The sequence below is a fragment of the Secundilactobacillus angelensis genome (assembly GCF_012641075.1).
GTDB classification, from domain to species: domain Bacteria; phylum Bacillota; class Bacilli; order Lactobacillales; family Lactobacillaceae; genus Secundilactobacillus; species Secundilactobacillus angelensis.
Map to the genome: position 1 here is coordinate 1 of NZ_JAAXLJ010000004.1, position 23,398 is coordinate 23,398.

20 protein-coding genes are annotated in these 23,398 nt (G+C 44.2%); 7 read left to right on the forward strand and 13 right to left on the reverse strand.

The genetic code is table 11. From position 1 onward, the window contains the following. Window positions 1–41: 41 nt before the first annotated feature. The 9 genes from HC026_RS02810 to HC026_RS02850 form a co-directional block, all read right to left on the reverse strand. Complete coding sequence (locus tag HC026_RS02810) at window positions 42–1,952, reverse strand: glycoside-pentoside-hexuronide (GPH):cation symporter (RefSeq protein WP_168924475.1); 1,911 nt, start codon at window positions 1,950–1,952, stop codon at window positions 42–44. 140 nt (window positions 1,953–2,092) lie between these two features. After that, complete coding sequence (gene ppdK / locus HC026_RS02815) at window positions 2,093–4,708, reverse strand: pyruvate, phosphate dikinase (RefSeq protein WP_168924476.1); 2,616 nt, start codon at window positions 4,706–4,708, stop codon at window positions 2,093–2,095. Window positions 4,709–4,982: 274 nt separating this feature from the next. Then, window positions 4,983–5,594: a helix-turn-helix transcriptional regulator gene (locus HC026_RS02820; protein ID WP_168924477.1), complete on the reverse strand. Its 612-nt coding sequence runs from the start codon at window positions 5,592–5,594 to the stop codon at window positions 4,983–4,985. Window positions 5,595–5,755: 161 nt separating this feature from the next. Beyond that, window positions 5,756–6,733: an aldo/keto reductase gene (locus HC026_RS02825; RefSeq protein WP_168924478.1), complete on the reverse strand. Its 978-nt coding sequence runs from the start codon at window positions 6,731–6,733 to the stop codon at window positions 5,756–5,758. A gap of 243 nt (window positions 6,734–6,976) precedes the next feature. After that, window positions 6,977–7,735, reverse strand: a complete 759-nt coding sequence (locus tag HC026_RS02830) for an SDR family oxidoreductase (RefSeq protein WP_168924479.1) — start codon at window positions 7,733–7,735, stop codon at window positions 6,977–6,979. Between the two features lie 324 nt (window positions 7,736–8,059). Then, the gene (locus tag HC026_RS02835; RefSeq protein ID WP_168924480.1) at window positions 8,060–8,566 is read right to left on the reverse strand and encodes an AP2 domain-containing protein; all 507 of its coding nucleotides are present in this window, start codon (window positions 8,564–8,566) and stop codon (window positions 8,060–8,062) included. 577 nt (window positions 8,567–9,143) lie between these two features. After that, a complete protein-coding gene (locus HC026_RS02840) occupies window positions 9,144–10,097 on the reverse strand; it encodes an aldo/keto reductase (protein ID WP_168924481.1) in 954 nt (317 codons plus the stop codon). A gap of 89 nt (window positions 10,098–10,186) precedes the next feature. After that, window positions 10,187–11,149, reverse strand: a complete 963-nt coding sequence (locus tag HC026_RS02845) for a beta-galactosidase small subunit (RefSeq protein ID WP_168924482.1) — start codon at window positions 11,147–11,149, stop codon at window positions 10,187–10,189. Continuing rightward, window positions 11,130–13,025 carry a glycoside hydrolase family 2 TIM barrel-domain containing protein gene (locus tag HC026_RS02850; RefSeq protein ID WP_168924632.1) on the reverse strand — a complete coding sequence of 632 codons (1,896 nt, stop codon included), beginning with the start codon at window positions 13,023–13,025 and terminating at the stop codon, window positions 11,130–11,132. The genes HC026_RS02845 and HC026_RS02850 overlap by 20 nt, the downstream gene beginning before the upstream one ends. A gap of 229 nt (window positions 13,026–13,254) precedes the next feature. Between HC026_RS02850 and HC026_RS02855 the strand changes: the two genes are divergently transcribed. Together HC026_RS02855 and HC026_RS12970 are read left to right on the forward strand one after the other, a co-directional pair. Then, on the forward strand, window positions 13,255–13,680 hold the full coding sequence (locus HC026_RS02855) for an EamA family transporter (protein WP_168924483.1): 426 nt from the start codon (window positions 13,255–13,257) through the stop codon (window positions 13,678–13,680). 74 nt (window positions 13,681–13,754) lie between these two features. Further along, entirely contained in the window at window positions 13,755–14,678 is a 924-nt protein-coding gene (locus HC026_RS12970) for an AEC family transporter (protein ID WP_168924484.1), read from the forward strand. A 57-nt stretch (window positions 14,679–14,735) separates the two neighbouring features. Here the strand turns inward: HC026_RS12970 and HC026_RS02865 are convergent, their stop codons facing one another. Together HC026_RS02865 and HC026_RS02870 are read right to left on the reverse strand one after the other, a co-directional pair. Further along, the gene (locus tag HC026_RS02865; protein WP_168924485.1) at window positions 14,736–15,026 is read right to left on the reverse strand and encodes a hypothetical protein; all 291 of its coding nucleotides are present in this window, start codon (window positions 15,024–15,026) and stop codon (window positions 14,736–14,738) included. Between the two features lie 102 nt (window positions 15,027–15,128). Then, complete coding sequence (locus HC026_RS02870) at window positions 15,129–15,791, reverse strand: DNA alkylation repair protein (RefSeq protein WP_168924486.1); 663 nt, start codon at window positions 15,789–15,791, stop codon at window positions 15,129–15,131. Between the two features lie 152 nt (window positions 15,792–15,943). Here HC026_RS02870 and HC026_RS02875 point away from each other — a divergent pair, with 152 nt between their 5' ends. Both HC026_RS02875 and HC026_RS02880 read left to right on the forward strand, forming a co-directional pair. Then, window positions 15,944–16,630, forward strand: a complete 687-nt coding sequence (locus HC026_RS02875; protein WP_168924487.1) for a DUF554 domain-containing protein — start codon at window positions 15,944–15,946, stop codon at window positions 16,628–16,630. 104 nt (window positions 16,631–16,734) lie between these two features. After that, window positions 16,735–17,352, forward strand: coding sequence for an isochorismatase family protein (locus HC026_RS02880; protein WP_168924633.1), 618 nt, complete (start codon window positions 16,735–16,737; stop codon window positions 17,350–17,352). A 237-nt stretch (window positions 17,353–17,589) separates the two neighbouring features. Here the strand turns inward: HC026_RS02880 and HC026_RS02885 are convergent, their stop codons facing one another. Beyond that, window positions 17,590–18,306: a hypothetical protein gene (locus HC026_RS02885; RefSeq protein WP_168924488.1), complete on the reverse strand. Its 717-nt coding sequence runs from the start codon at window positions 18,304–18,306 to the stop codon at window positions 17,590–17,592. A gap of 528 nt (window positions 18,307–18,834) precedes the next feature. Between HC026_RS02885 and HC026_RS02890 the strand changes: the two genes are divergently transcribed. The 3 genes from HC026_RS02890 to HC026_RS02900 all read left to right on the forward strand — a co-directional run bounded on the left by HC026_RS02890 (window position 18,835) and on the right by HC026_RS02900 (window position 21,521). After that, entirely contained in the window at window positions 18,835–19,851 is a 1,017-nt protein-coding gene (locus tag HC026_RS02890; RefSeq protein WP_168924489.1) for a ketopantoate reductase family protein, read from the forward strand. A 336-nt stretch (window positions 19,852–20,187) separates the two neighbouring features. Next, window positions 20,188–21,093 (forward strand): NAD(P)H-dependent flavin oxidoreductase, encoded by a 906-nt coding sequence (locus HC026_RS02895; protein WP_168924490.1) that lies wholly within the window; start codon window positions 20,188–20,190, stop codon window positions 21,091–21,093. A 17-nt stretch (window positions 21,094–21,110) separates the two neighbouring features. Beyond that, the gene (locus tag HC026_RS02900; protein WP_168924491.1) at window positions 21,111–21,521 is read left to right on the forward strand and encodes a peptide deformylase; all 411 of its coding nucleotides are present in this window, start codon (window positions 21,111–21,113) and stop codon (window positions 21,519–21,521) included. 406 nt (window positions 21,522–21,927) lie between these two features. Here the strand turns inward: HC026_RS02900 and HC026_RS02905 are convergent, their stop codons facing one another. Continuing rightward, on the reverse strand, window positions 21,928–23,322 hold the full coding sequence (locus HC026_RS02905; RefSeq protein ID WP_168924492.1) for an FAD-binding oxidoreductase: 1,395 nt from the start codon (window positions 23,320–23,322) through the stop codon (window positions 21,928–21,930). Window positions 23,323–23,398 lie beyond the last annotated feature (76 nt).

The window sequence follows — 23,398 nt, forward strand, 5'->3', positions numbered from 1 at the left end:
TGTTGCCTTGCCCCTACACTCCGGTCTCTAACCGCCTTGGTTCACACTCTTTTTACCTTTGCCACTTCATCCCCATGTTTAACTTTACCACTTTCGGTTTGCAACTCAACTTGCGCCTGCTTATCCGTTACTACCATGATGACCGTGTCATCGTAGCCCGCCTTTGCAATTGCCGGTTGCCAAAACTCTATCAGGAGATCTCCCTTTTCAACCTTCTGATCCTGCTCAACATATTGTACGAAGCCTGTACCTCGCATATTGACCGTACCAATCCCGATATGAATCAACGTGGCAACTCCCTGGTCTGACACTAAACCAATCGCATGTCTGGTTGGAAAGGTCACTTTAACAGTGCCACTGAACGGCGCATATATTCTACCATCGGTTGGTTTAATGGCGAAACCTTGACCCATTTTCCCCGACGCAAAGCTGTCATCGGAGACCGTATTCAATGGCTCAATCTCACCATCAATCGGTGCAGCGTACTCGTAACTCACCGTCCCATCAACATCAATGAAATCTACATCTTCACCCAGCGTCTTCCCCCAGGTTTTCTCCAGCTCTTCAACAATTTGAGCGTGTTCTTTTTCATCTAGGGTCACTTTTCTAAAGAAAATGAACGTCCCAATCAAAATTAAAGCGGCTGGTACACCGAACATCATCAACTTGAACACCAAGTGACCATGGTTGGTAATATCGTTGGCCGATGCACCAGCGGTCATCCCCGCCCAAACGGCAGTTAACCCTACGACACCGTTGGAAATTGCGCCGCCCATTTTATCCAGCAATGGTCGAACGGACAACGTTAAAGATTCATCCCGGTGACCGAATTTCAACTGACCGTATTCTACGGAATCAGTAATGATCATTAACACAACTAAGAAAATCAACGGTTGTGGAATGTAAAACAGGACTGCAGCTGTTAGCACTAATGGCAGAGAACTCCCTGCGAAAAGGAAGATCACTAGCGCGATAACCATCACAGAAATTGAAATGAAGAAAACATTACGCCGACTAAACTTTTTCGCCATTGGAGGAAAGGCAATCACCGCGAAGACACCGATAATCGCGTTAATGGAGGCTAGGATACTAAATTGTGATGCGTCTCCTAAAATATAAGTGAAATAGTACAGTTCCAGCGCATTAGTAATTTGCATCCCAGCGGTGTATAGCGCATAGGTTAATGACAACCACATCAGCTGATCATTTCGCGTCAAGACTTTCAGCACCCCGCGGAAGGTTGTCTTTTCCTTGTTTTTTCGTAACTCTGAGTTTTTCTCCTTGGTTCCTAAGCCCACGATGAGAGCGGAAATGAAGGAAATGGACGCCACAACAGCGGCGAAGGCAAACCAGCCGCGGTTATCCCCTTGCCCATTATTTGAAACCTGAGAAAACATCAAGACAATTGGCATCACCATGACACCCACAATGTTGGCACCGATGTTAGAGCCAACCCGGGCAAAGGTCGCCGTCTTCTCACGTTCTCGAGAGTCAAAGGACAACGCTGGAATCATTGACCAGAAGCCCACGTCCTTGAAGGAATAAAAGATGTCCATGGTGATGTACAGCACCGCAAACACGATCAGATACAAGTATGGGTTAGACGTGTTCAATCCACCCATATTAGTAAATAGGATGGCAATAATGACCGCGCTGATGAACCCACCGCCAACGATCCAGGGTTTAAAGTTACCCCAACGAGTCGTGGTGTTATCAATGGTATTGCCAATAAACGGATCAATTGCCAGTTCAACAAATCGCAGAATAAAAATAATCAACGTGATGTAGCTGATCATTTTAGCATTCATACCGCCACTACTTTTATCAAATAAGTGAGACGTCACGAACATGATAAAGTAAGTCGACAGTGTGGCATAGAACATATCATGTCCGAACGCGCCAAAAGCATACGAAAGCCGTGATGTTAAGACCGATTCTTTCTTTTCTTCCATGGTTGTACTCCTTTAATAAAGTCGGTAACGTACCAACTGCCGTCACCACTTGTATTATTTGTTAGTTAGATGTAAGGAAGCGGTTTCAATAATGTGAAATTAATAATATCAATCGGGCCGTTTCACCCGACAAATCGCCGCTACTGTTGTTTCAGCGTTGCTTGTGCTGCTGCTAAACGTGCTACTGGCACCCGGTAAGGTGAGCAAGAAACGTACGTCACCCCAATTTGATTAAAAAATTCAATTGAAGCTGGGTCACCACCGACTTCGCCGCAAACCCCAATAGGTAACTCTGCCTTCGTTTGGCGACCCTTATTAATCGCAATTTCCATCAACGTGCCAACTCCTTCTGTATCAATGGTCTGAAAGGGATCAGCTGGTAAAATACCTTGTTTAATATATTCCGGCATAAATGAGCCCACGTCGTCCCGGGAATATCCAAATGTTAATTGCGTTAAATCGTTGGTGCCGAAACTGAAGAAATCAGACACTTCGGCAACCTGATCTGCGGTAACACAAGCCCGTGGCATTTCCATCATGGTACCAACCGTATAGGCCAGTTCAAACTCCTGGTCAGACATCATCGCCTCAATCTGGTCGATAACCAATTGACGAACCCACGCCATTTCACTCTTGGAATCTGTGAGCGGAATCATGATATGAGGGTGCACTTCAAGCCCCTCATCATGCAACCGAATTACCGCACTCATGATCGCTTTGACCTGCATTTGATAAATATCCGGGAAAGTTACCGCCAGTCGGTCTCCCCTATGACCTAACATTGGATTAAGTTCCTTCAATGCGTTCGTGCGTTCCCGTAATTTTTCAGGCGCCAAATGAATCTGCTGTGACACCGCCTGAATCTCTTCTTCATCGTGAGGCAAAAATTCGTGTAGTGGCGGATCCAAGAGTCGGATCGTCACTTCTTTATCACCAGCTAATTTGTACAGTTGATAAAAGTCTTCCTGTTGCATCTTCAGCAGTTCTGTCAACGGTTCTGCTCGACCCAAAGCATCTTCCGCCAGAATTAAACGTCTCATTTGAACCAGCCGTTCTGGCTTAAAGAACATATGCTCCGTCCTGGTTAGACCGATACCATCCGCACCAAAATCCAGTGCTTTTTGGAAATCCTGTGGCGTATCTGCATTGGTGTAAACCCCCATCTGAGCCACTTCCTTCGCCCAGTCTAGCAAAACTGATAGCTCCCCTTTTACGCCGACTGAAGTCGTCTTAATCTGGCCGAGATACAGCTCTCCCGAAGTCCCATCAACCGAAACCCAGTCGCCTTCATGAATAACTTGCTCCCCAATTTTAGCCACTTTAGCGACGTAATCAACTTGAATTTCATGAGCACCAACGACCCCCGTGGCTCCCATCCCCCTAGCAACCACTGCCGCGTGTGACGTCATGCCCCCACGAGAGGTAACAATGGCTTGGCTGACAATCATGCCATCGATATCTTCTGGTGAAGTATCCTGACGAATCAAGACCACTTTTTCTCCAGCATCCGCTGCTTGCTTGGCATCTTCAGCCGTGAAATAAACTTGACCCGTTGCGGCACCGGGTGAAGCCGGCAAGCCGGTCGTCATTGGCGTATGTGAAGCCAGGGCACCTTCGTCAAACTCGGGGTGCAGCATGGTCGAAACTGACTCAGGACTAACGCGTTGAATAGCCTGAGCCTTCGTAATTAAGCCCTCATCAACCTGATCCACGGCAATTTTAACGGCTGCGTATGGTGTCCGTTTCCCATCACGAGCTTGCAGTAAGTATAGCTTCCCGTTCTCAATGGTGAACTCCAGATCCTGCATGTCTTGATAATGTGTTTCCAGTTTTTCGGCAATAGCCATTAATTCATCATAAATTTCCGGCATATCTTCATGCAGCACCTCAATAGATTGAGGTGTCCGGATTCCCGCAACAACGTCCTCCCCCTGAGCGTTGAGCAGATATTCACCAAAGACCTTTTTCTCCCCCGTTGCCGGATTTCTGGTGAAGGCAACCCCTGTCCCTGACTGGTCCCCCGCGTTGCCAAACACCATTTCTTGAATGTTAACCGCCGTACCCAGCGATTCCGAAATGTGGTTTTGTTGCCTATAAACTTGTGCCCGGTGATTGTTCCAAGATTCAAACACCGCGTTAATTGCAGCTAACAACTGTTCCTTCGGTGATTGTGGAAACTCCCCCTTCCCAGATTGCTGATAAATCGCCTTGAAGTCGTTCACAATTTGTTTGAGATCGGCGGAAGTAAGCTCCAAGTCACTCTGGTAACCATTGACATGCTTAGCTGCAGTCAACACGTGGTCGAAAGTGGCTTCATCGATGCCGTAAACCACATTGCCAAACATCGCTAGCAGACGTCGATAGCTGTCATAAGCAAAGCGCTCGTTGTGAGTCAGTGTAGCTAACGCCTCAACGGTTTGGTCATTTAACCCAATATTCAAGATGGTATCCATCATTCCGGGCATCGAAATGGCAGCACCTGACCGCACTGATACGAGTAGTGGCTGACTGGTGCCATCAAATTGCTTGCCAGTAGTCTGACTTAAATGAGTGAGTGCCTGATCAAGTTCAGATAGTAACCCATCGCTTAACGTTTGCTTCTGCTGGTAGTCGTGACAGGCCACAGTAGTCAGTGTAAAACCACGAGGAACCGGGAGACTTAAATGAGTCATTTCAGCCAGATTAGCACCCTTACCGCCTAATAAATCACGCATTGACATATTACCTTCCGAAAATTCATAGATCAGTTTGGTCATATAATCACTCTTTCTCGTTAATAAAACGTCATATTTGTACGATTTATAATGTATATTAAACAAATGGAAAATTCAAGCGTTTTCAGTTTAAATTAGCCATAAATCCCGAATTAATAGGAATTGAAAATTTTAACAATCGCTTTTTTAAACGCAAACTGTTTTGAAATATTATTTTAATAACGTCATAATGTCGACTTGTTTGAAAATAAGGCCTGATTTTTCAAATGAGCACAAAAAAATATCACCGCATGACTGCGATGATATTTAATAACAATTAAGCCTGTTCAATAAAATGCTGAAAAATTCGGTTCTTGGTAATTCTGCCAATCACTTCTTGCGGTGCTGACTGAGCGACCACTGGTACTGAATCCACCTTATGCTTTAACAATAACTGCCCTGCCTGTTTCACCGTCATGTCTGGCGTTACGGTCACAATGTTTGGCATCCGGGTCATAATGACACTGGCCAGAACTGACTCAGGGTTGGAATTATTAAAACTGGCCCGCAATAAATCTTTTCGAGAAATCAAACCTGCCAGTTGCCCCTCTTGATCCAGTACAAACAACGTGCCAACGTCTTGCAAAAATAATTTACTGATAGCGACTTGCAACGTTGCGTCATCTTTAATGGTCGCTGCCGGTTGCATAATCGCCGAGACTGGTTGTTCGTATAATGTCGCGTAGTCCACCCCAGCCTGATTATCACCCTGATACACATAGCCAACTTTAGGTCGAGCTGATAGCACTTCTACCGCGGTCAGCAATCTCAAATCCGCCCGAATTGTTGGCACGCTCAGGTTAAGCTGATTGGCGATTTCTTCTCCGGTAAGCGGACTTTTAGCTTTTAACATCTGAATAATTTTTTGTTGCCGCTCCGTATATTCCATTAGAGCACCCCATTCCATCCACATTGAATTATGACTAGATTATAACACGAATATGACGTTATATTATCCCAGATAATCAGCTAATAACCGTAAAAAAAGCCTGAAGAACAATCGATTAACTGCTCTTCAGGCTTGGTATACGCATTAATAGGACAAACTGATTACCAGAGATAATCGACCGGATTCTTAATGTATTTATCGTACACGTCTTGGACGATTTGCATTTGTTCTGGCTTCAATGCGGGTAAGTCAGATGCCACGGTGTTTCTTTCAATCTGATCTGGAGAACTAGCACCAGGAATTGCTGCTGTCACAGCATCAAACATCAGAATATAGCGTAATGCCATGGCTGCTAGATTATCCGTGCCAAGCCGTTGCTTCAATTCTTGAGCCGCTTTGACCCCAGTCATATAATCCACACCTGAGAAAGTTTCACCCTTATCAAATAATTCACCGTTACGGTTAGTTGTTCGGTGGTCTTCTTTGCCAAATTTCGTGTCTGCGGTAAACTTACCCGTCAACAGACCACTAGCTAAAGGTACTCGAGCTAAGATGCCCACGTTATTCTTCTTAGCTAAATCAAAGAACAACTTCGATGGGCGTAACCGAAACATGTTGAAAATAATTTCAACAGCCGAAACATCATAGTCCATAGCTTTGATTGCTTCTTCAACCCGTTCAACACTGACACCGTAGTTTTTGATTTTGCCTTCCTTCTTTAACTTATCCATTGTGAAGAAAGTTTCTGGTGTGTAATAAATTGACATTGGTGGGCAATGGAGCAAAACCAGGTCCAGTGCTTCTAATCCCATGTTTTCCAACGATTCGTCAACATAACGAACCAAATGTTCCGGGTTAAAATGCTCAGTACTCAAGGGTTCTTCTTTCCGGCCAATCTTAGTCGTAAAGTGAACGTCCGCATGGGTCTTAACAAACGCTCCAACCGCCTTTTCACTGTCACCACCCTGATAACCGTCAGCCGTATCAAAGAAGTTAACGCCCTGTTCATAGGCTTCTTCTAGAGTGGCAGTGGCGTCTTTAATATCAAATTCTGCACCCCACTTACCACCAAGTTGCCAAGTTCCTAAAGAAATATCACTAATATTAAACCCGGTTTTTCCAAGCGTCCGATAATTCATTTCCGCTTACCTCCGTTACACGCGTAATTTTCAAATCTCGTCTTAATTATAGAAGTTAGAGTGGGGTATAAGTCAAGCTGTAGCCCAAATATGTGTAATTTATTGATCGTCAGACAACTAAAAAGATCAATTCAAATCTGAATTGACCTTCTTAGACACGATTTAAGGTGATACAAAGTTGGTAATACGCCCGACTGCTCCCACCTTAGGCAATCAGAATCGCATTAGCAAAATAACAATCTGTTATTGTGCGGTGTACCCACCGTCAACAACAAATTCTGAACCTGTAGCAAACTTAGATTCATCAGAAGCTAAGTAAACGCAAATGTAGGCAATATCGTCTGGTTCACCAATGTGTCCCATTGGTGTCTTCGTTCTTGCTGACATGGCTTCTTCAGCACCTGGTAAGTTTTCAACCAATGGTGTCTTGATGTATCCAGGGTGAACAGTGTTGACCCGAACACCATAGTCCTTCAGAGCACAGTCAACTGCAGCTGACTTGGACATGATCCGCACAGCACCCTTTGATGCATTGTAAGCACCCAAGTTAGGATCGCCGATGAAACCTTCAATTGACGACATGTTAATGATTGAAGCGCCTAAATTCTTGTTCTTCATTCGTTGAATTGCTAAGCGGGTACCGAAGAAAACAGCGTCCAAGTTGATGGCCAGTAACTTGTGCCATTCTTCAGTAGTCGTGTTTTCAACACTCTTGTTAACTGCCATCCCCGCGTTGTTAACAAGCGTTGAAACAGGTCCAAAGGCTTTTTCGGTTTCGTCGAACAGCTTGACCCAGCCTGCCTCATCCGCTGCATCGTGCTGGATGAAACGAATGACGTCTGGTCCGCCAATGCCCTTAGCCGCTGCTTTACCCACATCAGCGTGCCGACCTGTGATGACCACTTTAGCACCTTCGTCTACAAAGCGCTTGGCAATACCTAAACCAATTCCAAGTGTCCCACCAGTAACAATTGCAACCTTACCTTTTAAACGATCTGCCATATTAAGTACCTCCATTGATTTCATCAAATGATGTTGACCTAAGTATACCGCATTTTTACTAAAAATTATAGTGCTTTTCTTCACAATGTTTGTTATGCTTTAACCTTTTTCATAAATAATTAAAAATTGGAAAGCGGCATTGAACATTTCATTGTTGATATATCAATATTTTTAGCATAAGTTTTATATACAAAGATAGAAGAGCCACAGATTATGTATCGTTAATAAAATCACATTCTATCTAATTTAACGAAAATAAAAGAGTAAACAGTGGTCACCTGACCTCTGCTCACTCTTCTATCAGTTAAGCTCTAACTTATGCTTTTAAACATCAATTCTCTCGGTTGTCTTGGGTTTAATCCCCCGCTTAATGCCGAGGTAAGTCTCCTCAGCCTCACGCCGAGCTTCAATCGCTTCGTTGATGGTCTTAAAACTTTTCAACAGCACATACTTATGATCAATCATTAAACGAGCAAACCACTTACCAGTCTGACGGTCATATGAAACCCCGATCACACCACTTTTATTGCGGGCAGATTCTGAAATAGAACTCAAAGAAACCCCGTTTTTGTCTCGTAATTGATCAGAACGCCCCATATAGTCCACAAACTTGGGGTTTTTGTATACTCGCTGACTTGAAAGATCTCGTCTCAAACAACCACAGCTTTTAGTAATGCCAGAACGTAACCGGACACCATCAACCACCGTCTTATTGCCGCAATCACATTGGCATAACCACATCGCATTGGAGTTTGCTGAGTTATTACCATAATACTCTTTGACAACCAACCGGCCAAAACGCTTGTTGGTTAGGTCAATCCTTTTACTCATTTTTTGTACGCCATCCTTTAAATATTCTAATGTTGCTTACTAATCTAATATTAGAATATCCCCCCAATCGGCAAATTAACTAATTAATATGCCAATGATATCTAAGGATAATAAGCACTTAACGAAGCATAATGTTTTATTGATAAAATGCCTTACATAAATATTATGTAAACCACACGAAAAAATAAAAAAATCAAACTGATATTGAACCCAGTCAAGCGCAATACTATCGCATTTAATGCAGTAATTGTATCATTAACGGACGTGGATTGGGAGTAATTTTACTCAAAATGTTACTCTTTACAATAATTGGTACAAAATGTAATATCTGTCCACGATTAAAACACTCCATAATCGGACAATTAAATCTAAACGTCTTTTTTTAAAGAAAATATTCCAAAAATATTCTTAACGCCACCCGATCCAATCAGTAGCAGTAAACGTACTAATCTAACCAGCATTTAGCCTGATTAGATAATCAATAAAATCTTCCCGCTCAGTCAAAATTAAAGAGCACTAGCCGCTCCCAATTGAGGGAGACTGGCTAGTGCTCCTTTATTATTGGTTTCAGTTTAATTTACGGTAACGTGTTGCCAGCAGCAAAGTAGAGATCATACCACTCCTGCTTGGTTAACTCGACGTCCGCTCCGGCAATGCTTTCTTTCAAGTGATCCTGGTTCATTGAGCCTAAGATCACCTGCATGTTTGCTGGGTGACGTAAGATCCAAGCGGTGGCAATGGCGTTTTTGGTGACACCCTTTGTGTCGGCCAGTTCCTGTAATTTTGCATTCAATTCTGGGAACTTAGGATTATCGATGAATGGGCCTTCGAACATCCCGTATTGATATGGTGACCAAGCTTGGATGGTCATGTTATGCAACCGTGAATATTCGATAATTTCCCCATCGTGGTTGATGCTGCGGTCGTCGCTCATGTTCACATGCAGGCCGAAATCAATGGCACCCGTATGCATGACACCAAATTGTAACTGATTGACCATCAGTTTTTGGCTGATGCCTGACTGGATCAGTTCAACTTGCATTGGATTGCAGTTTGACAGTCCAAAATGGCGCACCTTACCCTCAGCTTGCAACTCATCAAAAGCAGCTGCAATCTGGTCTGGTTCCATCAGTGCGTCTGGCCGGTGCAGTAAGAAGAAGTCCAGATAGTCAATGCCCATCCGCTTCAAAATACCGTCAACAGCTTCAATTAAATGTTGTTTAGAGAAATCGTAACGCTGGCCAAAGACCAGGTCGCCGTGACTACGTTTAGGGTCAAGGACAATGCCACCCTTGGATTGGATGATCAGGTCTTCACGCTTAACCCCTGACTTCTTGAGCGCTTGACCGAAAATTTCTTCGGATTTTCCCCCACCGTAAATATCGGCAGAATCAATAAAGTTAACGCCTTTATCCGTTACAGTGTCCAAAACCTTTGCGGCGTCATCAACGTTCAGACTCACCATGCGCATAATGCCTAACGCAACGGCTGAAGCCTGTAAACTTGTGTTACCTAATGCTACATTCTTCATCTTAGTATGATGCCCCTTTCTCAACACGTTCTATTATACGTGTTAATACCTCCAAAATGGTAAACATTTTTATAAATTAATTTACTCAATTAAACGCCTTGAATGACAAATGAGAACGAGTGGTCCTCCTCAGCTGAAACATGGTACTGCTGCTCAACATCTGCGCCCCAACTATCGATACCGCCGACACCCCGAACCGCACCAAAAATCGCGAAGACGGTCCGCCGTGGCGTTGGCAATTCTTCAATGTGGGTGGCGTTTTCCAGCTCTTCAGCGGTATACGGCAAACAACTGAAGGCAAATGGCTGCCCGTTTTGCTTAAAGGTAAGGTTAAAATCATGGTTAGCGTGATCCGTATTATCTAACGTACGGTTACGGATGACAGTGGCCTGCGCGGTTTGCATATGCATGCCACATTCTTGCGGCACCAAGTACTTGGTTACCGGCAAACCATCAACGGTATAATGACCTTTCTCCCCGCCAGCCATGCGATCGGGATAGGTTTCTCCAGATAAACCGTCGTAGTTAAACCCTTTGGCAACGGTTGGCATGATAAAGCGTAACCCGAATGCCGGTAACTCTGGTAAGCCGGTCTTACCGTGATAAGCTACGCCCACTTTAATGTCACCGTTACCGTTTACCGTATAGGCTACGGTTACCGTAGTGACCGGTACCGTCAGTGTTTCGTACGTGAAGGTGATAGTAACGTGATCAGCAAATTCATGATCGCTATATTGATTGTTTTCCGGTGAAATCGGCAAATCGATTGGTTGATCATTGACCGCTACGGCAGCTCCTGTGCACTTCAAAAACATATCCGTGCCTAACCACTGAGCTGACTTAACTGAGAAACCATTACCGCGGTCATTATCGGTAGTCGCCCGCCAAAAAGTGGGTTTCGGCGTCCGGTACAGCCATTCCTTACCATGCTGCACCAAAGACTCCATACCGCCGCGTTCGTAACTGAAAATGTAACCGAAACCTTCACCGCGCAATCCTAACGTTGCGTCACCATATATAATTTGTACTTGCTTAGTTGATGTGTTTGCCATAATAGTATTTCACCTCCTGAAGGGCTGGTTTAGGCGTCCGGTCAGCAAACATCAGCCCGTCACCAGAAAATTCGTAGTCGGAGTGACGATCATCAAAATCGCCACCATATCGCAGAACAGTCTGCCCTGTCACTTCGTCCTTAGTTTCAATGGCTTGATCAATAAAGTCCCAGATAAAACCACCTTGATACATCGGATACTTGTCGATGAGCTCATCGTAGGATGACATACCACCCAGTGAATTCCCCATATCATGCATGAATTCGCAATCAACAAACGGTTTCTTGGGATTATTGGTCAGGTACTTTTCGATTTCCTTTGGCGGGTCGTACATCATACTTTCCATGTCGGAAATCTGATCTTCATAAGCCCGGTTACGGCAAACCCCTTCGTAGTGGACTAAGCGGGTATCGTCATGATCCTTATAAAAGGCGTTCATGGCCGCAATATCATCACCAGCATACGATTCGTTTCCCAGTGACCAAAATAGAATGGCCGTGTGATTTTTAAAGACTTCGTAATTACTGCGGGCCCGATCCACAACCGCTTCACGCCATTCTGACAGGGAACCCGGCACGTTATAAGATGGTTCGACAGCACCCATCTTTTGCCAAGTGCCGTGTGATTCCAAATTATTTTCCGCCATCATGTAAATGCCGGCTTCATCACACATGTAATACCAGTCGATCCGGTTGGGATAGTGGCAAGTCCGAACAGCATTAATGTTATTTTCCTTGAAGGTCTTCAAGTCTTGTTTCATATCTTCAATGGAAATGACCCGTCCTGACTTGGCGTCCCATTCGTGACGGTTGACGCCATTTAGAATGATACGTTTACCGTTCAGTAACATGATCTTATTCTTCATTTCCACGCGTCTGAAACCGAACTTATAGGGAACGATTTCAATTACTTTCCCTTGTTCATCTTGCACAGTTACTTTCAACTGGTACAAATATGGATCTGTATGCTGCCACAGATGCACGTTAGGAAACATTTGGTGGTTGATTTCAACTTCATCGTTAGCGGCTTTAGTCACATCAAACAGGCCGTTGCCGTCAGCATCCGTGATAGATACTTTAACCGTGCCATTCACGTTGGGCTGACAATTTAATTTCAGTTTCAAACTAAAATCTCCAGTGGTTAAATCATCCGCTAGATTACCAATAATCCGCATGTCCTGCACATGAATTGCGGGTTCTCCCACTAGTCGGACGCTACGGAAAATACCGGAGAACCGGAACATATCTTGGTCTTCGATGAAGGCCGCGGTGCTGCGTTTAAATACTTCCACTGCAATCAGGTTTTCACTGTCTTGCAAGTACGGTGTTAAATCAAATTCAGACTGCGAAAAACTGTCCTCGGCGTAGCCAACAAATTGACCATTGAGCCAGAGATACATTGCCTCTTCCACGCCGTCAAACTGCACGACGATTCGCTGTTGCTGACGCAAGGCTGGATCCAGTGTAAAGGTTCTCAGATAAGCACCAACGTAATTGTCTTCACCATCGCTGAACATGCCTGCGCCTTTTTGGTCTTTCCCTAAAGCATAAGCAGGTCGTCGATAGATTTTTCCTTCCCAAGGGTAAGTCGTATTGATATACTTCAGCCGACCGTAGCCAGCAATTTCCATGTGTTCAGGTACCGTAATGGTATCAAAGTCACTATGGTCATAATCCGGGGCATAGAACCCGACTGGTCGCTCGCTGGGCTGTTTGGCAAACTTGAACTGCCAAGTCCCATCAAGTGTCTGTGTCAACTGACTTTGACCCGTCGCTAAATCGGTATCACTTTGATAAAAACGGTGATCACTATGAGCTGGTAGTTGATTAACCCGAAAAGTCTGTGGATCATCCAGCCAGCTTAACTCTGGTTTCATCATGAATCCCTCCTAATGCTGAGGCGTTTTATTAAGCGCTTACAGAACTATCATAAATGATTTTACGCTCACATAAAACCCCGTTTAACTAAAACTTTACTGATAATGAGATCTATCAACACGTCATTAATAGAAGTTATCCCAATATATCGGGTCTTAATCCGTTTCCGTGTCTCAATGCGAGTAAGGTATAATGAACTGTAATTATACCTTCGAAGGAGTTTTAACTATGCCCACCTATTTTTTGCCGCTCATCCTCACCATCGTTGCCAACACGTTGTATCAACTGTCAACTCGTGGTGTTTCCCATAACGTTGATCCCTTTTTTTCATTAATGGTTACCTATGGCGTTGCTTTGTTAGGTTCTTTCATTCTCTATTTGGTTAGTGGCAGCCAGCAATCACTGAGCGTGAATTTTCATTCCCTTAACTGGGCCTCTATCACCATGGGCCTGTCCATCATCTTCGTGGAATTCGGCTACATGTTGTCTTATAAGTCCGGTGCGCCAATCGGCTCAACTGCGATGACCGTCAACATTGCCATTACGCTACTGTTAATTCCCATCGGCATGCTGTTTTTGCAGGAAAGTTTTACTCTGAGAAATACCATTGGCGTTATTCTGGCAGTAGTCGCGATTTATCTTTTAAATAGCTGACGAAACCAACTTACGTCTCCGCTGATAAAGTCTTATAATTAAATACATCTGTGTTTGTGAAAGAAGGAACCGCCGTGACAATTGTAAGGGTCATTTTTGGCCAGACTGCGATCATGTTTCTGATCATGCTGATTGGCTTCCTCTGTTTTAGAGTGGGACTAGTCGACGAATCAGGCAGTCAGCAAATTTCTAACATCGTCATTTACATATCTAACCCAGCGTTACTGTTAAATTCCTTTATCGGTAACCTGAAAGCTTCGCAAATGATTGACGGGTTATATACCCTGATCATTCTCGTTATCATGATGCTCGTTTCCGTGGCGGTGGCGAAACTGATTTTCCGCAGGCCGGAGCAGATGCTTATTCGGTTCGCACTGATATTTGCCAACCTTGGTTTCATCGGTTTACCGCTGTCTAAGGCCGTTTTAGGCGACGGCAGTATCTTCTATATGAGTATCTTCGTTGGAGTGTCTAACTTTGCTTTGTGGACGTACGGTATTTATATGATCTCCGGCGATCGCCGAACCATTCAGTTGAAACGGCTGGCGGTTAATCCCGCGATTTTAGCTTTAATTTTCGGCCTGTTGTTTGCCCTTACTGGTATCCAATTACCATCGATTCTTGGTACCGCTGTTTCTGACCTGGCTGATATGAACCTGCCACTGGTGATGATTGCGATGGGCTGTTATTTAGCTGAAGGAGATCTTCGCGGTGCGCTTAAAAGTAAAAATTTGTATCAAGCAATTTTTGCCCGACTGATCATCGCACCGTTAATTGTGTTAGTGATTTTACAATTAGTACCGAATCAATTCATGATGGTCAAAGAAGTTATCCTGCTTGGTCAAGCAACACCGGTTGCGGCGTTGATGGCAATCTTCAGCAACACCTTCCACAAAAATGCCATGTTCAGTACCACAGTGGTCGGGCTGACCACCCTTTGTTCGCTGGTCACGATTCCACTGTTCATGGGGCTGGCTCAGTGGCTGTGGCACCTCTAAATGTAAAGTAAAAGCGTTCATTTGGCATAATCGTCAAATGAGCGCTATTTTAATCTCTTATTCAGTGATGAAAACGTACTGTTCTAAATCTCTTAACCAGTAGGTGTGAACTTGTTCTGGATGATAGCAGACAATGTCTTGTAGAAATTCGTTACCGATCAACGTGTAATAAATCTCCTCAAGATCGTTGCAAGTCTCCAAATAACCAATCTCTTTTTGATGACGGAGACTTTCACTTGCCTCTTTCCAGTTGTCTGGAAGAGTTGTTAACCCATATTGACGAGCCAGTTTCTGCCAATTATCCATTGGGACAACCGGCGCCTTTGTTGCGATTGCACTTTCAGGCATTTTAGTCAGTCCTTTCCAGTGGTTAAGGATAGCACTGATTCAATTTGCTGGCGGTTATATTTCAATTAGAATTCTACTAGATTAAGTTGAGAATATTTTGGACTAGCCAGCCTGGTTGCCGAGGTACTTGCTTCCCTCTCGCGTCGCCAAACGAGTTAATTGATGTGATGCCATAAACTTGCCGACCCATTGTGGGTCCACTTTGCTGTAGTTACGCAGCGCCCAGCCAATCGCCTTTTGAATGAAGAATTCAGGGGTATCGATGTCCGGCAAAATTGCCTCTGTCAGCATTTTGGTATCCGTTTTTTCCTTTTCCATCAACTGTAAGGTGATTGCCACCCGTCGCAACCAGAAATTATCAGCACCGTTGAATAGCTCAAAAACCTGTCGCTTTTCATTTGGATAAAGCCGAATATAATCGCCGAAGGCCTTTCGAAGGGCATCAACAGTATCCCACCACGATTTTTGAGTCACTAATTTGGCTAACTCTTGTATATCAGCAAACGTCAGTCGCTTCACGTTAGCCACCATCAGATCAATGGCGACGTACTGATATTCCCGCTCCTCACGCTGGAAAAGCAGCACTATCCCAGTAAGCAATTCCGGTATCGCAATTTTTTTGCTGGCAGTCATTAATTCTTTTGACTGTCGTTTACGTTCGGGCGTTTTTAATCCAGTAAACGGAAATTGATTGCGCATATAACGCGCCATCTCGGTACTGAGAGCCGGATCGCCGATTAATTGAAACTGATTAAAAATGGTCATGACAACACCTCATTACGAATGATAGTTTGAGCATACCAGATTTTTTGTCACTTCGCCTGACAATCTTCCACCCGACTTGCAAGCCGATTATAAAACAATTATGATAAACCAATGCACATATTTATTAATTTTTAATTTAAGGGGAAATTCATATGATTCTTTTCGGTGCGTTAGCGAATGGTCTGGCCGTCGTACTTGGCGGTGGTATTGGTCTAGCCTTTAAACAGGGTATTTCAGAACGAATCAAAACTTTAGTGATGCAGAGTCTAGGTATTTGTGTGGTTTACGTGGGTATCAGCGGGTCGTTAAAGGGAACTAACACCATTTTCGTGGTGGTTTCAATGGTGATTGGGGCCATCATCGGTGAACTGATTGATTTTGATACGCAATTTAATAAATTTGGTGATTGGCTAGAAAAGTTAATGGGTATGCAGGGTAACAATCATTTTTCGGAAGGCTTCGTCACTGGAACACTATTCATTTGCGTCGGTGCCATGGCCATCGTCGGCTCACTCCAAAGTGGGATGACCGGTAACAACCAGGTGCTGTACACGAAATCAATGATCGATGGTATCTTCGTCTTGATCCTGGCCACAACACTAGGATTAGGGGTGGCTTTTTCAGCAATTTCAGTTGTGGTTTATGAATCCGTTTTAACCTTGCTGGCAAAATGGGTGGCGCCACTGTTTACCCATCCCGTCATCAATGCCATGACAGTCGTGGGCTCGCTGCTGATTTTAATTATCGGCTTGAACATGCTGAAACTCACCAAAATTAAAGTCGCCAATTTACTCTTAGCACCCTTTATACCCATTTTACTGTTTGCCATTTTTAAATAGTTTTTTTACATTCCACCTAAAATGTCTCAAATAAGTCTTGCCACTTTGCATCGTTCATCCCCCTGATTATAATGGCCGTAATTAAGAGGAAAGGAATGATATACATGACTAGTTATGCCCCCAGAGATCCTAAAACCGACCGTTTACTGGCACCTGAAAATTGTGTTTTCGCAATTATTGATTATCAGCCCACTCAAATTGAGTCTATTGAATCCATGAACCGTTATCAGCTCGTACAAAACATCGTGGCAACTACGAAACTGATGCAGGCTTATCACGTCCCGATTATTCTTTCCACAGTGAATGTGGGTACCGGCCGCAATAAGGACACCATTACCGCTCTAAAAGATCTTCTCGGCGATACGCCATCCTACGATCGTACCACCATTAACGCCTGGGAAGATAAGGAATTTAATGAGGCCATCACATCAACCAACCGCCACAACATCATCATGGCCGCTCTGTGGACAGAAGCTTGTCTGACCTTCCCCGCAATCGATGCGTTGGCTGAAGGTTACGACGTTTACCCGGTCGTGGATGCGGTCGGTGGCACCAGTCTTACTGCCCATAACGCCGCCCTACGTCGAGTTGAGCAAGCTGGAGCAAAGTTAACCTCTTACGCTCAGTTAGCTTGTGAACTTCAACGTGATTGGAACCGAACAGAGACAGTTCCAGCCTTCTTAGAAAATATGAGTGAGACGGGTAAATTCTTGATACTGTAAAAAAATAAGGGCTTGTGACATCAGTCTATATCGACAAGGATTTAGTTCAATTTCTTGACTCACACACATCATAAAATTTACTTTAGTTCATTACTTGCATATAGCCTTAGCCTGTTCCACAACACAGATTCCGGCCATATAAAGGCAAATAACGCCATCCCGATAAAACCATCGGAATGACGTTATTTGCCTTTATATTCTGGAATCTACCGAGTTGTGTCACAGCCTTAAATCAATTTACCCAACTTGTTCTTCAGTTTTACTATCCACTAATTCGACCTTAACGCCTTTTTTAACTAACTTGGCGCGTCCAGAAGTCACAAACCGGTTGCGAACACCAGGTTTGGCAAGGTCTGCCACTTGAGCAAATAGTTTTTTCAACTTCTTGATGGCATCTTTACTGTTTTCAAACCCGGTTACTAACGTCTTGCCCTTAATCGCGTCAAACGTCAGTGTTTCAAATTTAAGTTTATTTTTGACGATCCTCAGTCTAGAAAACTCGTAGACCCCTTCTTGTTTCAAAACGAAGTGATAAAGTTCTCTCTTAGTTCGTTGAAAGGCCTCAAAGCTGGATTCCTTAACTGTAAAAACGTATTCACTCTTGCCTGCTTTAGTTTTCAGCGTATCGCCATCATGCAGCGTGAAATTCCTGAGGTCTTCATACGAACCCGTTGACACGTTGACTTGGTCATTCAAAAAATCGGCGGAAAAACCAGAGCCGGCATCAAAATCAATGGAGACACTCGTGGCTTGCTTTTTGTCGTGTGCCACGAAAATTTCACTGTCATCGTACGGCATCCGAAAAGTGCCATCTAAATCCATGTTTTGGACATCACTCAACTGTCTGGATAAAGTGACTTCAGACGGTTCATTTTGATCAATAATCTTTGCAAACTTATAACCCTTTTGATGCTTGATAATTGGGATTGTTAACGTTTCAACCTTAGTTGCCATAAGCTCACCCTTCTTAAGAAAATCGTGGTTGTTCGCTGCATGTCACTGGAAAAATTCCTATTTAAGCGTAGCACATCACTCCATGAAATAACACCGATAACTGGGAAATTACTGGGATTCAAAATCCCCAGTTTAATCAATTAAGTAATAATTTAATTTGAATGAAGTGGCAAAAATATTAAAATTAGATTTGACATCTCACATTTAAGTGCTATTATGGGGTCAACTTGATAAGCAAATGCGTTAATGAGGACAACGTTAATACACCTTAAGCGAGTTCGGTTAGGTGTAAGCGAACAATCGTATTAACAAATCACCTCTAAGCATCTTTGACGAACGATAATTAGTAATCAAAGGCGGAGTCAATCTCCGATACCAACTTGGATCTGTGTTTGCAGATCGTAAGTTTCGTTTGGTGACGAACGGAAAACATAAAGGTGGTAACGCACACGTGCCCTTTAAGTCAGAAATGGCTTGAAGGGCTTTTTTGCTTTCAAATTAAAAAACTTATTTAAAGGGGTAATACATATGAAATTCACAGTTGTAGGATCAGGTGCAATGGGTCTGCGTTATGGTGTTTTGCTACAGGATGCTGGTAATGAAGTTGACTTTGTTGATGGCTGGAAGCCCCACGTAGAAAAAATGCGCGAACAAGGCGGCGTTTACGTTTCCCGTGATCACGAAGATAAGCATCTCGTACCAGTGAACGTATACTATCCCGAAGAATACGATGGCAATCCAGATTGCTACATCTTCTTTCTCAAACAGATGCAACTATCTGACATGTTGAAACGTTGCGAACATTTCTTCAAGCCTAACCAATACGCCTTCACCTGCATGAACGGGATGGGCCACGTTGAAAAGCTCTTGAAGTACTTTAAGCCTGAAAAACTAGTTGCCGGAACTGCACTTGTTGCCACCGTTCTAAACGGCCCTGGCGACGTGGACTTTATCGGTAAGCGCGGTGCTGGTTCCATGAATCTTGCTAACTACACCGAAAAACCAGATGACTTCACCCACAAGCTCGTTGAACAACTGAAAAAAGCACAGTTCAATCCAAATCTCACCACCAACTTCCGTGGGACACTAATGGCCAAAGTTGTCTTCAATTCAGTTGTTAACACGCTTTGCACCATGTTTGAAATGACTATGGGTGAGTACGCTGCTTATGATGGCGCTGATGAAATGAGCCAACAGCTCATCGATGAAGCTTACGATGTTTGCGAACGTGATGGTGTCCAAATGCTCAACACTCGTAAGGAAGAACTAGACAGTATCAATTACGTCTCAAAAGTTGCCAACCCACTCCACTATCCTTCAATGTACCAGGATATGCACAATTACCGGCCAACTGAAGTTGACTTCATCAATGGCTACCTAGTTAAGTTGGGACAAAAGCACAACTACAATGCCAAAACGCATGCCTTCTTGACCCATGAAGTCCATTTGGCAGAACTTGGTAAGCAACGTGAACTTAAGCGGATGCGCGAAGAAGAAGCTGCAAACCAAACTGTAGCTGAAAAGCAGCAGGTTGCTGGCAGATAAGTGTCATTAAATGTTTGACTAATGAAAACAAGGTGTGACACAACTCGGTAGATTCCAGAATATAAGACTAACTAGCACCATTCCGATGGTTTTTATCGGGATGGTGCTAGTTTGTTTTATATGGCCGGAATCTGAGTTGTGGAACAGGTTAAGACTACATTCAAGTAGCAAACTAAAGTCAATTATAAAGCAGCGGTCAGTAACGAAACTAACCGACATACTTACCAGTATCGACTTATGGCACAACCCGTTTGTGTCTAGCTTAAGTGCTATTAGCTATTTCGTGTTATGCTTTTACTGATTATTGTCCTGAGTCAACCAAAGGGGGAATCACACATGCAATTAACCAACCTACTGCACATTCAAAAGCCCATTATTCAAGGTGCAATGGCCCGAATATCCAAACCAGTGTTAGTTGGCGCCGTCAGTAATGCCGGTGGGTTAGGCGTACTCACGACTACAGACTCATCCGCCCAGTTACTTCAATCAGATTTGAAAGCCATCCGACAAGCCACTAAGAACCCCTTTGGCGTGAATTTGATGCTGCAACAACCTAACATCAGTGAGCTTTTACCAGTTCTTCTGGCCAATCCAGTCCCCGTTGTTTTCACTAGTGCTGGTAATCCGGCGCCGTTTCTAAAAGACTTACTGGACGTGGGAACCCTTGTTATTCCAGTGATACCTAGCGTTAAAATTGCCAGGAAGATGGCTGATATAGGTGCATCCGCGGTAGTTGCTGAAGGGATGGAATCCGGTGGTCACATTGGTATCGAAACCACCATGACGCTGGTGCCACAAGTTGCCGAAGCAGTAAAGATACCGGTCATTGCCGCGGGCGGTATTGGCACCCAAGCCGGCGTAAAAGCTGCCTTTGCATTGGGCGCTACGGGTGTCCAAGTTGGAACAGCCTTCCTAGTTGCTGAAGAAACACCGGTTGCCGATAATTATAAACAGCTGGTGATTCAAGCCAACGATAATGGTACAGTAGTTACTGGAACTGGTGCCAATCGGGTGCGTAGCCTGAAGACGCCGCTGACTGAAAAATTGCTGGCGACTATTGACTCAGACACCTTCAATCAATTATCCAGTGGTTCCCTGCAACGTGCCATTAGTGGCGACATTGAACATGGTACTTTCATGGCTGGCCAAAGTGCCGGAATGATTACCAAGATTCAACCAGCCAAGGCAATCGTCACTGAACTAAACAAAGGCGTCCCTACTATCATTGAAGAACTATTTTAAGAAGGAGTTTTCATTTTATGATCAAGCAAATCAACCATAACCAAGCCTTCCTTTCGAGGAAAGCAACTCGTGCCACAGAAGCGGACACGCAAGCAGTCACTGACTTAGTGGATACCCTGAAAGCTAATACCAATCGAGCTGTTGGCCTGGCCGCCAACATGATTGGCGTCAATAAACGAATCATTGCCATCCAACTTGGGGTACTCTCCATCCCAATGATCAATCCAGAAATCACGAAGAGAAGTGATCCTTATGAAGCTACTGAAGGCTGTTTATCATTGGAGGGTCAACGCACGACGACTCGTTATAAAACCATTGAGGTCACCTATCAGGATCAAAGTTTCAAGCCACATACGCAAACCTTCAAGGACTTTACCGCTCAGATTATTCAGCATGAGGTGGATCATACGAAGGGGATTTTAATTTAGTTAGAGCGTGAGGAAATTCGGGTTGCTCGCAGAGCCTAATAAGCCCCGGCATGAAATCCTGGTTTTGGATTTTGGGCCGGGGCTTATTAGGTGGCAGGGGGCAGACTTTCTGAACGCGTTTTAGATTAAAGAGCGTGAAGAACACGAGTTGACTCCAGAATATAACGACAAACAGGCAGGTTCCTGAACTCGGGGACTTGCCTGTTTGTCGTTATATGGCCGGAGGCAGTGTTGTGAAGCGCGTTTGGTCAATCTGAGGGGAAAGTGGTGCCCTGCTTTCATATCGACTAAATGCGTTCGGGAAACCTGCCCCCTGCCGACTAAGGTGCCCCCGCCAAAAATTCAAAACCGGAATTTTCAGCTGGGGCACCTTACTCTCTGGGGGCAAAACAGTTTCCCTCACGCTCTAATTAATTTTCCTCTTCGGATTCAAAATTCCCATCGGATCGAACAACGCCTTAATCTGATGTTGGATTTGGTCCACATCTTCGCCCAGTTCTTCATTATTCCACTGGTTCTTCAACGTTCCAACGGCATGTTCTCCGGAAATCGTGCCACCTAGTTCCAGTGTTTTATGGAACATGAGCTGCAGGGCTTCAACCACTGCTTGTGGCGTTTCGGTTTCTTCCTTTGACCAAACGATGGTTGGATGGACGTTACCATCACCAGCATGGCCCGCAACGTAGATTTTCAGATGTTCTTGTTCACCAAGTTCGTGGATATAATCCATCATTGGTGCCAGCTTGGAAAGTGGCATCGCCATGTCTTCCATAATATGATTCTGACCAGCAAACACTGCTGGCAGCATATCACGACGTAGTTTTTCTAAGTTAGCCTGTTCAGCTGGATCCGTGGTGACGGTCGCGTTTACAGCTCCATGCTTGTCCATCAGCTCTTTTAACTTATCAACCACTTCTGGAACACTGTTATCGACCTTAAAAATCAGCATAGCGCCACTATTATCACTGTAATGGGTGCCCTCATATTTATCCAAGGCTTCAATCGTCGCATTGTCCAGCGCCTCCAGCATCGTTGGATACACACCAGAAATTCGGATTTCAGCAACGGCTTCCGCCAACTTAGTCATATTTTCAAAGAAGGCAATTCCCATGGTTGGCTTGCCAATCGGAATTGGCATCAACTTAACCGTAACTTCTGTGACCACACCCAAAGTTCCTTCAGAACCGACAAATAATTGGGTTAAATTATAGCCGAAAGCTTGTTTAAGTGTTCGGCCGCCGACTTTGATCTCGCGACCATCTGCCAAAACGACTTTCAATCCCAAAACATTGTCCTTAGTGGCACCATACTTAACGGTACTCATCCCGCCAGCGTTCGTAGCCACGTTACCGCCGATACCAGATATTGGCTTTGAGCCTGGATCTGGCGCATAAAACATGCCCTGCTCACGAGCTGCCTTATCCAGGTCACCGTTGATTACACCTGGTTCCACTACCGCTAGTGAATCTGCTTTACTGATTTCCTTAATGTGATTCATTTGTTTGGTTGAAAGAACGATGCTGCCCGCCAAGCCATCTGCGCCAACAACCGTGCTGGTGTATTGGTCTTGCGGAATTACGGCAATGTGAAATTTACGGGCCGCCCGCATCACACCCTGTACATCTTGCGTCGTCTTCGCTTCAATATAAGCTAACGCCAAGCCGCTGTCATCGCTAGTCATTTTGGAACTAAATGATTGCTTGTTTAAAGTATCTGAATCAGTAAAAACCTCACCGTCAGTCACTTGTGATTTTAAAAATTCAATAATTTGTTCATCACTAAACGCACTAAAAACTGTCAAAACTATCATTCCTTCCTGTACTAAATGCTATGAGATTTAGTATAGAACAATATTTGTTTGGTTAATATTATTTACA

What these genes read in the sequence shown, in the direction of transcription:
- HC026_RS02870 (WP_168924486.1), bottom strand. Translation starts at nt 15,791, where the DNA reads ATGACCATTTTTAATCAGTTTCAATTAATCGGCGATCCGGCTCTCAGT.
- HC026_RS02810 (WP_168924475.1), bottom strand. Translation starts at nt 1,952, where the DNA reads ATGGAAGAAAAGAAAGAATCGGTCTTAACATCACGGCTTTCGTATGCT.
- HC026_RS02900 (WP_168924491.1), top strand. Translation starts at nt 21,111, where the DNA reads ATGATCAAGCAAATCAACCATAACCAAGCCTTCCTTTCGAGGAAAGCA.
- HC026_RS02830 (WP_168924479.1), bottom strand. Translation starts at nt 7,735, where the DNA reads ATGGCAGATCGTTTAAAAGGTAAGGTTGCAATTGTTACTGGTGGGACA.
- HC026_RS02835 (WP_168924480.1), bottom strand. Translation starts at nt 8,566, where the DNA reads ATGAGTAAAAGGATTGACCTAACCAACAAGCGTTTTGGCCGGTTGGTT.
- HC026_RS02885 (WP_168924488.1), bottom strand. Translation starts at nt 18,306, where the DNA reads ATGGCAACTAAGGTTGAAACGTTAACAATCCCAATTATCAAGCATCAA.
- HC026_RS02825 (WP_168924478.1), bottom strand. Translation starts at nt 6,733, where the DNA reads ATGAATTATCGGACGCTTGGAAAAACCGGGTTTAATATTAGTGATATT.
- HC026_RS02865 (WP_168924485.1), bottom strand. Translation starts at nt 15,026, where the DNA reads ATGCCTGAAAGTGCAATCGCAACAAAGGCGCCGGTTGTCCCAATGGAT.
- HC026_RS02895 (WP_168924490.1), top strand. Translation starts at nt 20,188, where the DNA reads ATGCAATTAACCAACCTACTGCACATTCAAAAGCCCATTATTCAAGGT.
- HC026_RS02845 (WP_168924482.1), bottom strand. Translation starts at nt 11,149, where the DNA reads ATGGCAAACACATCAACTAAGCAAGTACAAATTATATATGGTGACGCA.
- HC026_RS02855 (WP_168924483.1), top strand. Translation starts at nt 13,255, where the DNA reads ATGCCCACCTATTTTTTGCCGCTCATCCTCACCATCGTTGCCAACACG.
- ppdK (WP_168924476.1), bottom strand. Translation starts at nt 4,708, where the DNA reads ATGACCAAACTGATCTATGAATTTTCGGAAGGTAATATGTCAATGCGT.
- HC026_RS02850 (WP_168924632.1), bottom strand. Translation starts at nt 13,025, where the DNA reads ATGAAACCAGAGTTAAGCTGGCTGGATGATCCACAGACTTTTCGGGTT.
- HC026_RS02875 (WP_168924487.1), top strand. Translation starts at nt 15,944, where the DNA reads ATGATTCTTTTCGGTGCGTTAGCGAATGGTCTGGCCGTCGTACTTGGC.
- HC026_RS02890 (WP_168924489.1), top strand. Translation starts at nt 18,835, where the DNA reads ATGAAATTCACAGTTGTAGGATCAGGTGCAATGGGTCTGCGTTATGGT.
- HC026_RS02820 (WP_168924477.1), bottom strand. Translation starts at nt 5,594, where the DNA reads ATGGAATATACGGAGCGGCAACAAAAAATTATTCAGATGTTAAAAGCT.
- HC026_RS02880 (WP_168924633.1), top strand. Translation starts at nt 16,735, where the DNA reads ATGACTAGTTATGCCCCCAGAGATCCTAAAACCGACCGTTTACTGGCA.
- HC026_RS02840 (WP_168924481.1), bottom strand. Translation starts at nt 10,097, where the DNA reads ATGAAGAATGTAGCATTAGGTAACACAAGTTTACAGGCTTCAGCCGTT.